Origin of the sequence: Thermus caldifontis, from assembly GCF_003336745.1 — a bacterium.
GTDB classification, from domain to species: Bacteria; Deinococcota; Deinococci; order Deinococcales; family Thermaceae; genus Thermus; species Thermus caldifontis.
Window position 1 is genome coordinate 131974 of record NZ_QGMX01000002.1, and the last position, 13369, is coordinate 145342.

Annotated in this window: 7 protein-coding genes; 3 read left to right on the plus strand and 4 right to left on the minus strand. The window is 64.7% G+C overall.

Annotated features, from left to right (window positions below):
* Window positions 1–10: 10 nt before the first annotated feature.
* The 3 genes from DK874_RS04435 to DK874_RS04445 are packed head-to-tail and all read right to left on the minus strand — an operon-like array spanning window position 11 to window position 5529.
* Window positions 11–3400, minus strand: coding sequence for a molybdopterin-dependent oxidoreductase (locus tag DK874_RS04435; protein ID WP_114312826.1), 3390 nt, complete (start codon window positions 3398–3400; stop codon window positions 11–13).
* A complete protein-coding gene (nrfD, locus tag DK874_RS04440; protein WP_114312827.1) occupies window positions 3400–4632 on the minus strand; it encodes an NrfD/PsrC family molybdoenzyme membrane anchor subunit in 1233 nt (410 codons plus the stop codon). Before nrfD ends, DK874_RS04435 begins: the two co-directional genes overlap by 1 nt.
* A 21-nt stretch (window positions 4633–4653) precedes the next feature.
* Window positions 4654–5529, minus strand: a complete 876-nt coding sequence (locus DK874_RS04445) for a 4Fe-4S dicluster domain-containing protein (protein ID WP_114312828.1) — start codon at window positions 5527–5529, stop codon at window positions 4654–4656.
* Between the two features lie 143 nt (window positions 5530–5672).
* Here DK874_RS04445 and DK874_RS04450 point away from each other — a divergent pair, with 143 nt between their 5' ends.
* The 3 genes from DK874_RS04450 to DK874_RS04460 are packed head-to-tail and all read left to right on the plus strand — an operon-like array spanning window position 5673 to window position 8751.
* Window positions 5673–6500 carry a PhnD/SsuA/transferrin family substrate-binding protein gene (locus DK874_RS04450; RefSeq protein WP_114312829.1) on the plus strand — a complete coding sequence of 276 codons (828 nt, stop codon included), beginning with the start codon at window positions 5673–5675 and terminating at the stop codon, window positions 6498–6500.
* Window positions 6501–6502: 2 nt separating this feature from the next.
* Window positions 6503–8137, plus strand: a complete 1635-nt coding sequence (locus DK874_RS04455; RefSeq protein ID WP_114312830.1) for a sensor histidine kinase — start codon at window positions 6503–6505, stop codon at window positions 8135–8137.
* On the plus strand, window positions 8134–8751 hold the full coding sequence (locus DK874_RS04460) for a response regulator transcription factor (protein ID WP_114312831.1): 618 nt from the start codon (window positions 8134–8136) through the stop codon (window positions 8749–8751). The genes DK874_RS04455 and DK874_RS04460 overlap by 4 nt, the downstream gene beginning before the upstream one ends.
* Window positions 8752–8829: 78 nt before the next feature.
* Here the strand turns inward: DK874_RS04460 and DK874_RS04465 are convergent, their stop codons facing one another.
* A complete protein-coding gene (locus tag DK874_RS04465) occupies window positions 8830–13308 on the minus strand; it encodes a glutamate synthase-related protein (RefSeq protein ID WP_114312832.1) in 4479 nt (1492 codons plus the stop codon).
* Between the last annotated feature and the right edge of the window lie 61 nt (window positions 13309–13369).

Here is a 13369-nt window from a genome sequence, read left to right on the forward strand (position 1 = left end):
TCCCAGCCCCCTAAACCTTGGGGTTCAGACCCAGCTGGGCCGCCACCTCCTTGCGCAAGGCCTCGGGGTCCAGCTCACCCCGGGCTGCCTTGAGGGCCTTTTCCCGGATTTCCTCGGCCTTAACGCCCGGGGGACCCTCGAGGGCCACCCTCCGCACCCCCTCTCCATAGGTCCTGGCCTCCTCGAGGCTGGGGCGCACCAGGCGCACCTTGGAATCGTAGAAGACCGCACTGCCCCCGGTGAGGTCCGTAAGCCCCACATCCTTTAGCACCGGGTCCACCCGCATGGCGGCGTTGGCGTGGATGCCCGTGGCCCTACGGGGATCGGCCTTGATCACCTGGCCGTTGATCTCTAGGTCGCTCGCCCCGTAGGCCCAGTGGCCGAATCCCAGGGCAAAGGCCAGGTGGCCGGGGCGCAGGCCCTCCATGACCTTCAGCTTGCCCACCATGGGTTTCTTGCCGAAGGGCCCCAGGTCCCAGACCCCCTCGGGATTGCTGGCGGAAACCACCTTGACCAGCTCCCCATCCTTGAAGCCCAGCCGCTTGGCATCCTCGGGGTTAATGGCGATGTAGTTCTCGGGGGTAATGTTGAGGAGCCAGTAGTTGGAAACGGTACGGCTCTTGGTCATGGTGATCCAGCGATGGGTGATCAGGGTCAGGTCAAAACCCTGCCCCTCATCCTGGATGGGCTGGTCCAGGGCATCCGTGTAGGGAGGGAAGAGGCGCGGCAGAGGCCAGTAGGGCTTGCCCGTCATGCTGTTCTTGCTCTTGGCGTGCTTCTCCAGGTACAGGTTGATCTGCCTGCCATAGGGGTTGGCCACCGTGCCATCGGGCTTAAAGGCCTTCTCAAAGGCCTGGAAGCGCCCACCCCGGTTCAAAACGTACACCGCCCGGCGGAAGAGGCTCTCATCCCCAATGGCCGCCTTCCACTTCTCCAGGTCAAACACCGAAGGAGGCAGGTGGCGGCGGGCCTTCTTGAAGATCTCCAGCTCCCGGTCATCGGCCTCGGGCACGGCCTCCGAGCCATCGGCCTTCTCCCCAAAAGCCAGGTTGGCCACCAGCTTCAGGTAGAAGTCCTCGGGCCTGCGGAAGGGCATGCCGTTTTTGAAGCCCTTCTCCCCAAACCCCGGCACGCCCAGGTACTCCGCCAGCGCCAAGAGGAAGGCCTCTGTGGAGATGGGCATCTTTTCCCCAAAGACCTCCACCTCCTCAGGGATGGGGGGAATGGCGGGCTGGCGGATGGTCTGCACCTTCCAGACCACGTTGGGGTGGCTGCCGTGGAACTCCCAGCGCTCAAGATAGGTGAGGTCAGGGATGATGTAGTCGGCATAGAGGTAGGTGTCCCCCACCACGATGTCAAAGGCCACGATAAGGGGGATCTTTTCCGGGTCCAGCATGGCCTGGATCTGGGTGTGACCAGCAGGCAGGGCGTAGGCGGGGGAGCCCATGTAGTGGAAGAGGATCTTCACCGGGTAAGGGTACCCCTGGGCGGCGGAGGGCAGGATCTCCTGGTAGACGTCGGAGCTATGGGGGAACCAGGGCCGCTTAGCCGGATAACCCTCAAAGAGGGTGGTCTTCTCGTAGTCCAGCTCGTGGCGGATCAGGCTGATGCCAAAGGGCTCCAGCTTCTTGGGGTGGAGCTTGTCCATGTAGAAGGGCCCTTCCGCCTTCTTGCCCACGATGTCGTAGGTGCTGGCCCGGACATAACCGCCATGGTGGTCGTAGTTACCGATTAGAGCGTTGAGGACGTTCCAGGCAAAAGCGTTATAGAAGCCGTTGCTGTGCTGGCTGGCCCCGCGGTGGATGTCCACCACAGCCTTTTTCCCATGGTTGGTGAACTCATAGGCCAGCCAGACGATGTCCTCCACCTCCACGCCGGCCAGATCGGCCCACTCCTCTAGCTTTCGGCTGAAGGCCTCCTCCCGCAGGAGTTGAAGGGCGCTCTTCACCCGAATGCCGTTAAGGGTGGTGTCCACGAAGAGGTCGCCGAAGACCGGCTTGTCCTCGCTCTGGGGGTCCACCGGGGTGGGCTTCCCCTGTACCAGGACCACGGGATGGTCAAAGACCACCTCCTTGCCCTCCAAGGTGCGGACCTCGGGGGCCATCCCCAGGTGGCTCATGCGCAAGAGCTTGGCGGGGAAGCCCTTTTCATCTATCTCCACCAGCCAGGTGGCGTTGGTCCAGCTGGGCTCACCGATGGCCTTGGCCGCTCCCTTGTTGGCGGCGGAGAGGAAGCGGGCGTCAAACCGCCCCTTCTCAAACATCCAGCGCATCATGCCGAAGGCCACGGCGGCATCGTATCCCGATTTGGTAGGGATCCACTTGGTGGCGTGGGCCACGCCCTTTTGGGCTCGAGGGTCCAGCACCACATACCTGAGCTTCCCCGTGGCCGCTCCCTGGGTCACCTCCTTCACCCTTAGGGGTGGGCCATAGTTCCCCTCAAAGATGTTGGCCCCCACGAAGATGACAAACTCCGCCCCCGTTAGGTCGGCTTGCCAGTAAAACTTCTCGCCCCCTGTCCAGGTGTACTCCCCTTTCTTCTCGTCGTAGGCTAGCTGGTAGCTCATGGCCTTGCCCGTGAAGTAAAGGGAACCCTGGCAGACCGTGGTGTGCCCGTGGAAGTTCACGGTACCCAGGCCGTTTTGGAAGAACCACTTGAAGAAGTCGCTCCGCCCAGCCTTAAGACGCCCGTAGGCGAAGACCACCTGGTTGTTCTTGGGCCCGAGGTCGGGATGGTTGGGGTCGATGAGGGTATCCAAATGGTCCTTGAACTCCTCCTTGAAGCGCTCCACCAGGGCCTTCTTCTTGGCGGGGTCCTTTTCGCGCCAGATCTCCTCCACCCGGGCCTTCATGGCCTTCATCACCTCGGGATCCCTCAGGGCCCAGACCTCCTTTAGACCCGGGTAAACCCGTTCGTCCCCAATCTCCGCAAAGAGCTTGCCCCCCTCAGCGATCTCCCTCACCGCCTGCTCAAAGGGGATCTCCTTCCACTTGCCGCTACCCCTTGGGCCCGCCCGCTTTAGGACCTTACGGAAACGGTAGGGGTCGTACACAGTCTGCAAACCCGTCTGCCCCTTGGGGCAGATGCCCCCATCCACCTTGGCCGCCTTCTCCAGGGGCGTTTCCAAGGGGAGATGAGGGTAAAGGGTCCAGGGGGCATAGGGGCTTCCGTCCATCTTGGCCGCCACCCCCTCGTACACCTTGACCTTGATGGGGCAGCCGGTGTTGCACTGCAGGCAAACCGTATAGATCTGGTTCTCCGGATCGTTCAAGGGGTAGAAGCCCGGAGCCTTCTGAGCCGCGGCCTCCGCCTGGGAAAGGAGCTCCGTGGCCTTTTCCCCCAGAAGAACCCCGCTTCCAGAAAGCACACCCAGCTTGATCAGTTCCCGCCGGGAAAGCATCACGCCACCTCCTTAAGAAGCCTGCCCTCAATCACGGGCAGGATGCGCACCAGCACGTAGGTCACGGTAAAGCCCAGGACCACGGAAAAGACCACCACGCTCCACTCAAACCACGTGGGAAAGTAGACAAAGGTGAGGCGGTGGTCATGGTAGGCATGCACCAGGCCCTCCAGCTTGGGGTGGACCAGGCTGGGAATCACCAGGTTGAGGCGGATGGCCAAGAAGGTAACCGCCACCAGGAAGCTGGCAAGGCCTATCGCCCCCAGGCGGCCCCGCACACCCCAAAGGAGAAGGAGAACGGGAACCACCACCCCAAGCAGGATGTGGAATACCCAGTACACGTACCAGAAAGGGCCAAAGAGGGTGTTCCACAGGGCCTTGAACTCGGAACCCACCCCATACCACATGGGGATGGAGTACTCCGCCCACTCCAGGAGGAGGTCAAAGAGGATGAGCCCCAACACCACCCGGCCCAAAAGAAGGCTTAGCTCCTTCCACTGTCCATCCTTCCTGGGCCAGAAGAAGACGTACACCGCTGTCATCAACGCCCCACCCGAGAGGAGGGCCCCCGTGAGGAAGAGGATGGGGTAGATGGGGCTATGCCAAAGGTCTTGGGCCACCACCGTGCCGAAGAGGGCGCCCACCCCCCCGTGGAAGGCAATGGCCAAGGGCACGCCGATGGTTCCCAAAACCCTAAGAATCCCCTCATCCCGGTGGATCTCCTCTTGGGTGAAGGGGGTCTTCCGGCCCCCTGTGAGCAGGCGGGCTAACAAGCCCGTAACTCCCCGGCGATCCGCATAGCGGGGCAGGTGCCGCCGCAGGGCAAAGTAAAGCTCCGAAAGAAGAAGGAGGCCATAGGCGGTGTACAGCCAGACCATCCAGGCCATCATGGAGCGGAAGTTGGGCCTCAGGTAGACGTAGTAGAAGCGCTCCAGGTGCCCCAGGTCAAACCAGATGGTGATGAGGGCCATGAGAAGGCTGGCCAAGGCCACCACCAGGGCCAAGGGAGCGATGGGCTCCAACCTGCGCACCCCAAAGACGTAAACCAGGGCGGATAGCAAGAAGGCTCCCGCTGACAGACCGATAAAGTAAATGTACGCGGCCACCCATAGGCCCCAAGGGACGTAGCTGCCGTAGCCCGCCAGCTGGTGGCCGGTGGCGAAGCGCAGGAAAAACCCCGCAAGGCCTATAGCCGCCAAAACCCCGTATAGGATCCAACCCCAAGCGCGCATCCTCGTCCTCCTTTACACCCTTCACACCAGGTAGTACACCCTAGGCTCTGTGCCCAGCTCCTCCTTAAGCCGCATGGCATTGGGCTGATGGATGAGCTGGAAAACCAGGCTTTCCGGATCGGAAGCATCCCCGAAGAAGGTGGCCCGGCCAATGCAGGTGGTCACGCACTGGGGCAAAAGCCCGTGTTCTAAGCGGTGCAAGCAGAAGCTACACTTGCGGGCGTTGCCCACAGGGCTAGAGGGAACCACCCCCTCCTTGCGCACATGCACCTCGCCCCACTCAAAGGTGGGGAGCTCCTCGTAAGGCATCTGGCCCTGGCCGGGGGTATCCTGCGTCCAGCTTTCCCCGAAGTCGAAGGTGCGGGCCTGATAGGGGCAGGAAACCAGGCAGTAGCGGCAGCCGATGCAGGCGTCGTAGTCGATCTCCACGATGCCGTCAGCCCGCTTCCAGGTGGCCCCCACCGGGCAGACAGGCACACAAGGGGGGTTGTCGCACTGCATGCAGGGCCGGGGCAGGAACCTCCAGCTCACCTCGGGATACTTCCCGATCTGTTCCTCAATCACCGAGCGGTACACCACCCCGGGAGGGAGCTTGTTTTCCACCGCACAGGACACGGTGCAGGCGTGGCAACCCACGCACTTGCGGGTGTCGATCACCATGACCCACTTGGGGGTGGTGCCCTTTTTTAGGGCTCGCTCCAGGTCCCGCTGCATGCGTACCAGAACATCCTCATACTCCAGCTCAGGCAGGATGGGCCCATCCGGGGGCCTTGGGGGAAGCTCCACCTTCACCGGCTCGGCCCCAGCCTTCACCGGCTGGCCTCCCAGCACCATGCCGGCAAAGACCGTGGAGGCCACCTTCTCCAAAAAGGCCCTGCGGCTTTCCATCTCGCTCATACCCCACCTCCAAGGGCAGCTTAGGAAAGGAAAATGCAGCCATCATCGGCGTTTCTCCGACAACCTGGCCGGACGGGTGTCCTCGGGAAAACACCTACAAGCTTCAGGACCATTGTCCCCCTCAGGCCCGGCATACTAAGGGCATGGCCCGGATCTGGCTTCTGGTGTTACTCCTCTTAGGGTGCGCCCGTCCCCCAGAGGCCGGCCCCTTGGCCCCCCTTCCCCAGATACGCCTCGAGGAGGAAGCCCCCTTGCGCGTCGCCATAGCGGGCATCCTCTCCCCCAAACGGAGCTACCCCTACTGGACCCTGGCCCAGACCCTCTGGCCTGAGGCCACGGTCCTGGGAAGGCGGGGCTACAAGGAGGTGCTGGAGCTCTTGCAAAAGGGTCAGGCCGACCTGGCCTTCCTGTGTACCTTCGCTGCGGCCAAGGCGGTGGTGGAGGGCTACGGGGAGGTCATCGCCAGCTCGGTTCCCGCACCCTGGACCCGGTACCGCAGCGTGGTCATCGTGGCGGCTAGTTCGGACCGGCGAAGCCTTGCCCACCTGGCGGGGGCCACCTTCGCCTTTGTGGACCCCCTTTCCAACACCGGCTACATCCGCCCCATCCAGGAGCTCAAAAGGTTGGGCTATCGGCCGGAGCAGTACCTGGGTCAAACCATCTTCACCTATGCCCACGACCGTGCGGTGGAGGCAGTAGCCCGCGGCCTGGTGGAGGCGGCGGCGGTGGACGGGATGGTGCTGGATGCCCTGGTGCGGAAGGATCCCGAGCTCAAGACCAAGATCCGGATCATCTGGGAAGGACCCCAGGACCCACCCCCGCCTGTGGTGGTGAGAAAGGGGCTAACCCCAAAGGCCAAGAAGGAGCTACTGGACCGCTTACAAGAAGCAGGGCAGCTTCTCGAGGTGGGGATAGCGGGTTTCGCCCCCGCCGATGACGGGGCTTATCGCCGTTTCTTAGAGGGATTTTAGGCATGAAGGGAAGTTTGCGCACACGCCTTTTGGCCACCTTCGCCCTGGGCATGCTCTTCCTGGGCGTGGGGCTTGGGGGAACCGCCTTTTTCCTGGTGAAGACGGGACTGGAAGCCAGCCTCGAGGCCCAAGGACGCACCCAGAGCCACTACCTGGCCCTTCAGCTGGAGGAGGACCTCCTTTTGAACGACCTTTACGCCGCCTTCCGCCAGCTGGAGGCTTTGAAGGGGGAAGGGGTGCTGGGCTTCATCCTGGACCCCAAGGGGGAGGTGCTGGTGCACACCTTCCCCGGGGGGTTTCCCCTAAACCTCAAAACCCTAGAGGGGCGCTTCCGCTTCCAGGAGGAGACCTATAGGCTCTACCGCAGTTCCATCGGGGATGGCGCCGTGGGCCTTCTGGCCCTGGCCTTTCCCGAAACCCCCCTTTGGCGGAAGCTGTCCCAGCTTCTCGTCCTGGGGGCCTGGATGGCCCTGGGGGTGGCGGCCTTGGCCTTCCTTCTGGTAAGCCGCGCTGCGGACCAGTTCCTTAAACCCTTAGAGGCCCTGGTCCAAGGGGTGCGGGCCTGGCAGGAAGGCAAGGAGGCCACCCTCCCCGATCCTGGCGGGGAGTTCCGGGTCCTCCACAAGGCCCTGGTGGCCTACCGGGAAGGGGTGCGGCAACGGGAGCAGGAACTTTCCACCCTGAACCAGGTGGCGGAGGCGGTAAACCGGGCGGAAACCCCGGAAGGGGTGCTGCAAAACGCCCTGGAGGCCCTGGCCCAAAGCGGCCTCTTCCGCTGCGGGGAGGCGTGGCTGGGAGAAACCCTGGTGGGCAAGGTCCTCTGCCCCTACCCGGAGTACGGGGACTGCCCCCTGCGCCAGAAAGGGCAAGGCCCCCACACCCTGGAGCTTACCGGAGCCCGCATTCTCCTGGACACCGAAGCCCCCCCGGCCTTCCTCGAGGCCATCAAGGCCCCCATAGAAGCCGGTCTCCACCGGGCCCGGTACACCCAGGCCCTAAAGGAAAGGGCCCAGGAGCGCTCCCAGCTCCTCAAGGCCCTCATCCAAGCCCAGGAGGCGGAAAGGGCCCGCATCGCCCGCGACCTCCACGACCAGATCGGCCAGATCCTCACGGGCATAGACCTGGGCCTTAAGGCGGTGAAGGAAGGGCGGCTGGAGGCGGTGCCCACCCTGCAGGAACTGGTGCGAACCGCCATCCAGGACGTGCGCCACCTCTCCCGTTCCTTGCGCCCCTCCGCCTTGGATACCCTGGGCCTCGAGGCGGCCCTGAAGCGCATGGCGGAAGAGTTCCAGGAACGGACCGGGATCCGGGCCAACCTCCTTTGCCGCCTAAGGGGCCGTCTTCCGGAAACCCACGAAACCGCCCTGTACCGGGTGGTGCAGGAGGCCCTTACCAACGTGGCCCGTCACGCCCAAGCAAGGCAGGTGTCCGTGGTCTTGCAACAGGAAGGGGACGAGATCAGCCTGGTGGTAGAGGATGACGGCCAAGGCTTTCCTCCCCAGGCCCAGCCCGGTTTGGGTATCCTGGGTATGCGAGAAAGGATCGAACTCCTGGGAGGCCGGTTCCAGATGGAAAGCCTTCCCGGCCTTGGCACCACCCTCTATGCCCGCATCCCCCTAAAGGAGGTGAAGGCATGATCCGGGTGTTTTTGGTGGACGACCACCCCGTGGTCCGGGCAGGGGTGCGCTACCTCCTGCAGAACAAGGTGGAGATCGTAGGGGAGGCGGAAACCGGCCAGGAAGCCCTGGCCAAGATCCCCCAGGCCAAGCCCCAGGTGGTGGTCCTGGACATCGCCTTGCCCGACATGGACGGCATCCAGGTGGCGGAAACCCTCAAGGCCCTCTACCCGGAAGCCCGGCTCCTGGCCCTGTCCATGTATGCGGAGCCGGAGTATGCGGAGCGCTTCCTCCAAGCCGGGGGCTCGGGGTACCTGCCCAAGGACGCCATCGAGCGGGAGCTGGAGGATGCCGTGCTGGCGGTGGCCCGGGGGGAACACTACCTGCCGCAAGGCCTCCTCTACCGCATGATCCAGGCCCAGACCGTCCGCAAACCCGGCCCGGAGGCCCTCACGGAAAGGGAACTCATGGTGGTCCGCTACCTGGCCCAGGGCCTCTCCTATAGGGAAATCGCCGAGGCCATGGGCATTTCGGAAAAAACGGTGGCCACCTATCGGGAGCGGGCCGCGGAGAAGCTGGGCCTGAAAAGCCGGGCGGAGCTGGTGCGCTGGGCGGTGGAGGAAAAGCTGGTGTGATGCCACCCCACCCCGGCTTGCGCCAGGGTGGGGTGGTATAAGGCCCTTCTACCGGCCTACCCCCAGGGAGAAACGGGACTACTCCGTGCTCACCCCCTGCTCCACCTGTTGGGCCACGGGCTCCACCATGCGGAAGTGCTGGGCGGGGTCCTCGAGGAGCCTCTCCAAGCGCCTGGCCTTCTCCTCCCGCTTGGCCTCCCTTAGGACCCGGATGTAGGCGGAAAGGAGCTCCTTCACATCCTCCACGCCCCTTAAGTCCAAAGGCTTCACCGCCACCTTGGCCCCCTTGGCCAGACGGCGCTTCATGGCCTCCTCGGTGAGGCCCATCTCCGGCCAGTGGCGGAGGTAGACCCGCCCCCCGGTCATGCCCGAGCAGATCCAGGGCCCAGGGTCCCCCAGGACCAAGGCCCGTCCCCGGGTCATGTACTCAAAGGCAAACCCCTTGGCCTGGGCCCGGGCAGCCAGGTTGCCGAGGTCATCCCTCAAGGGCCTTTCCGGCTCCCCGCCCAGGACCACATCCGCCCCGGAAAGCCGGATGCAGAAGCGGCTGTCCGCCACCCCCTCCACGATGAGGAGGCCCCCGATGGCCCCGTAGGCGAAGCTCTTGCCCACGGAGCCGTCCACATAGGCCCCATAGGGGTTCCGCCCCTTCAGGATGGCCACGGTGCCCCCAAAGGCACTCTTGGCCACCCCGTCTTGGGCCCCGCCCTCCACCACCACCTTGAGGCCCTCGAGGTTAAAAGCCGCCAGGCCATTCCCGGCCACGCTTCCCGCATCAAAGCGGAGCTCCACCTCCGCGTCAAAACCCTTGCCATAAAGGCGCCTTCTGGCGATCTCCCCCGCCAGGTGGGCCCCCAAGGCGCGGTCGGTGGAGTTCACCGGTCCCTCCTGGAAGACCAGCCTGCGGCTACCCTCCCCGTAGGCGGCCATCACCACCTCGGTGATGGTGCGGGTGAGCTGGTTCAAAGGCTTCCTCAGGACGTGGGCCGAGGTGTCCTTGAGCCATTCGGGCTCCTCCACCGGCAGGAAGAAGTAGGAAAGGTCCAGCTCCTCCAGGTGGTCCCGCTGGTAAAGGAGGTCCACCCTCCCCCTAAGCTCCCTTAAGGAACGGGCCCCCAAGGCGGCCACCAGCTCCCTTAGGGCCTCCCCCTTGGCCTCAAAGAAACGGGTGAGGTGCTCCACCGCCCGGTCCAGGTCCTGGGGCACAAAACGCTTCAGGCCATGGGCCAGGGCCTCCTCCACCGTCTCAATCTGGGTGGTGATGCCCACGTGGCAGGTGTCCAGCTGGCACCCCCGGCAGATGGTGCAACCGATGGCCACCATGGCCATGGTGGCCATACCCACCCGGTCCGCCCCCAGAAGCACCATTCGCAGCACGTCGTAGGCGGTCTTAAGGCCGCCATCCGCCCAGATCTCCACCCGGTCGCGAAGCCCAGCCCGCACCAAGGCCCTGTGCGCCCGCCGCACCCCGATCTCCACGGGAAGCCCCGCGTACTTAAGGGCGTGGAGCCTGGCGGCTCCTGTCCCTCCCTCAAACCCCGAGAGGGTGATGACATCCGCCCCCGCCTTGGCGATGCCCACGGCGATGGTGCCGATGCCGGGGATGACGGGCACCTTCACGGAGACCAGGGCCTTGGGGTTCACCGTCTTCAGCTCCTCTATGAGCTGGGCCAGGTCCTCAATGGAGTAGAGGTCGTGGTTGTTGGAGGGGCTGATGAGGTCCACCCCGGGCACGGCGTTGCGGGCGGCGGCCACCTTGGGGGAGACCTTCTTCCCCGGCAGGTGCCCCCCTTCCCCGGGCTTGGCCCCCTGGCCGATCTTGATCTCGATGACGGCAGCGGAGTTCAGCATGTAGGCGTGGACGCCAAACCGGCCCGAGGCCACCTGCTGCCCCCGCCAGTGGGTGTACTTGCCCAGCATGTCGGGGATCTCCCCACCTTCCCCGTTAATGCAAAGCATGTTGAGGCGCTTGGCCGCCTCCACGTAGGCGCGGAAGGAGGCCTCCCCTTGCGAGCCGAAGCTCATGGCGCTGATGACGAAGGGCAAGGAGTGCCCCCCCACGGAAAGGTCCACCTCCTCCGGGGAAACCTCGCTCCTTTCGGGGAAGCGCACCTCCAATAGCTGCCTGGCCGCCACCGGGCTTTCCCGCTCCAGGGAGCGGACCTTCTCCTGGAAGTGGCTATAGGGGGCCTGGCCGCTTGCCACCTCCTGGGCCGCTTTATAGATCCGGGGGTTGAAGCGGAAGTCCTTGGCGGGCATGACCTTCTCCGATCGGAAAAAGCCCTCCCGCTCCAAGAGGGTGCGCTCCAGCTCCAAAAAGCCATACCCCCCGGTTTCCGAACCCAGGAAGTTCCGGGTGCCAAAGAACTCGGCCAGCTCCGGCTTAAGCCCGATGGCGCTGAAGATCTTCCCGTAGCCCCGGAGCTCGTGGATGCCCATGGTGGAGATGACCTTCTCCAAGCCCTTGCGCAGGGCCTCGAGGACCCCCGCCACCCCCTTCCTCCCCTCCAGGGAGCGGGCCTTCTCCTCAAGAAGCCAAGGGGCCACCGCCTCCGCCCCCAGGCCCAGAAGGAAGGCCACGTCGTGGAGGTTCCTCACCCCCCCGGAGTGCACCAGGATGGAGGTGCGCCGCCTTAAGGCCACCCCCTCGGCATCCCGCTGCAAAAGGGCCCGATTCACCGCCGCCAGGGCTAAGGCGATGTCGATCCATACCCCCCCTTGGAAGGCCTCTCGGTCGGAGAGGATGAGGACCTCAGCCCCCTCCTTCACCGCCCTCACCGCCTCCTCCTCCAGGCGCCTAAGCCCCGCCAGCAACCCCTCCTCCACGCTGAAGCGGGGTACCAAGGTGGCGGTCTGGAAACGGGCCTTTACCTCCTCTAAGGTCAGGGTGCCAAAGCTTTCCGCCAGGCCCTGGTCCTCCTCCAAGACGATGGGCAAAAGAAGCTCCTCCACCCTGCCCCCACCCCGGCCGTCGGGCAAGGGGCGGCGGCCCAGGAGGGTGCGGGTGGAGAAGTGCTCGATCTCCCGCTCCCGGTCGATGGCGGGGTTGGTCACCACCGCCACGGTTTCCTTGAAGAACTCGGAGAGGTTGGGCTTTTCCGGGTTCAAAGCGGCCAGGGGGCCGTCGTAACCCAGGGAGCCGATGGGCTCATTGCCGGTTTTGGCCAGGGCCTCGAGGTAGGCCCCGTCCCAGCGGTCCCAGCCAAAGGCCCGCTCCAGGCCCAAGGGGGGCGGGGCGGGCTTCTCCTCCACCCTCACCTCGCTTCCCCCGGCCACGGGGGGCGGGGCCTGGCGGATGGGCCCCGAGAGGTGCACCCGGTACCCCGCCACCGGGGTGCGGGCGGCGATGCGCTCCAGCACCAGGCGCTGGTGCCGGTCAAAGGGATAGACCTTGGGGCCTTCGGGGGTGAGGCGCAGGTACACCTTTTCCCCAGGGGCCAGAGGCTTGGGCTCGGTCACGAACTCCTCGGCGTTGAACACCCCCCTTTCCGAGGAGAAAACGATCTCGTAAGGGGTTTCAAACTGCCAAAGGGGCCTTAGGCCCATGGCGTCGGTGGCGAAGACCGCCTCATCCCGGTAGCGGCTTACGATGGCGGCAGGCCCCTGGGCCAAGGGGCCGAAGCGTTGCCTTAGGGCCAGGTAGAGGTCCTGAAGCTCCGGGGCCAGGCCCTTCACCTCCCCCAGCACGGGAGGGAAGACCAGGTCCATGGCCTCGGGCAAGGAGAGGCCGTAGCGGTAGATGAGCCCCTCCAGCATGCGGTTTAGGTCCTGGGAGTCCGAGCCCCCGGTGCGGGGGATGCCCAGGTAGTCCAGCTCCCGCCTCAGGCGCTCAATGGTGTTGATCTCCCCGTTGTGGCCCAGAAGGCCAAAGGGCTGGACCTGCTCAAAGGTGGAGAGGGTGTTGGTGGAGTAGCGGTTGTGGCCCAAAGCCACGGTACTCTTGAACTCGGGCCGGGAAAGCTCGGGGTAGTAGCGCTTTAGAAGCTCCGCCGCCCCCCGCACCTTGTAGACCACGCTATAGGTGGAAAGGGATACCACGTGGACGGGGAAACCGGCCTCGAGCCTCAGGCCCAGCTCCCACAAGGGGCCGTCCCCATCGGGGCTAAGCCCCGCCACCTGAAGGAAGATGGGCTCGGTGCGCCGCCCCACCGGCCCCAGAACCTCGCTCACCACCTCCCCCCGGCGGAAGAGGACCGGCCGCACCCCCAGGGCCTGACCCTCCCGCCTCAACAGGTCATAAAACTCCTCGAGGCGTTCTGCCTCGCTCTTGGGCAGGAAGAAATGCCCCACGAAGAAGCGGGGGTTAAAGGCCAGCTCGGGTTCCAGCCCCGCCTCCTCCAGGAAGCGGGCCCATAGCTCCCGGGGAATGTCGGTCTGGATACCTGTCCCATCCCCTTCTCCCCGGATGGCCCCCGCCCGGTGGGCCATGCGGTACAGGCTTTCCAGGGTCCTCCGCACGATGCGGTGGGAGGGCTTGCCGCTTTTTTCCGCCATGGCGATGATGCCGCAGGCATCCTGGCCTAGGGGGATATCCGGGTAGGCTTCCTTCCAGGTCATCTTGGGGCTCCTTCTTTACGCTTGGGGTTTGGTGTAGGCAAAGGTATGCGCGTCGTTCCCA

Coding starts and splice junctions, on each gene's coding strand:
- DK874_RS04435 (WP_114312826.1), bottom strand. CDS start 3,400: ATGCTTTCCCGGCGGGAACTGATCAAGCTGGGTGTGCTTTCTGGAAGC.
- nrfD (WP_114312827.1), bottom strand. CDS start 4,632: ATGCGCGCTTGGGGTTGGATCCTATACGGGGTTTTGGCGGCTATAGGC.
- DK874_RS04445 (WP_114312828.1), bottom strand. CDS start 5,529: ATGAGCGAGATGGAAAGCCGCAGGGCCTTTTTGGAGAAGGTGGCCTCC.
- DK874_RS04450 (WP_114312829.1), top strand. CDS start 5,673: ATGGCCCGGATCTGGCTTCTGGTGTTACTCCTCTTAGGGTGCGCCCGT.
- DK874_RS04455 (WP_114312830.1), top strand. CDS start 6,503: ATGAAGGGAAGTTTGCGCACACGCCTTTTGGCCACCTTCGCCCTGGGC.
- DK874_RS04460 (WP_114312831.1), top strand. CDS start 8,134: ATGATCCGGGTGTTTTTGGTGGACGACCACCCCGTGGTCCGGGCAGGG.
- DK874_RS04465 (WP_114312832.1), bottom strand. CDS start 13,308: ATGACCTGGAAGGAAGCCTACCCGGATATCCCCCTAGGCCAGGATGCC.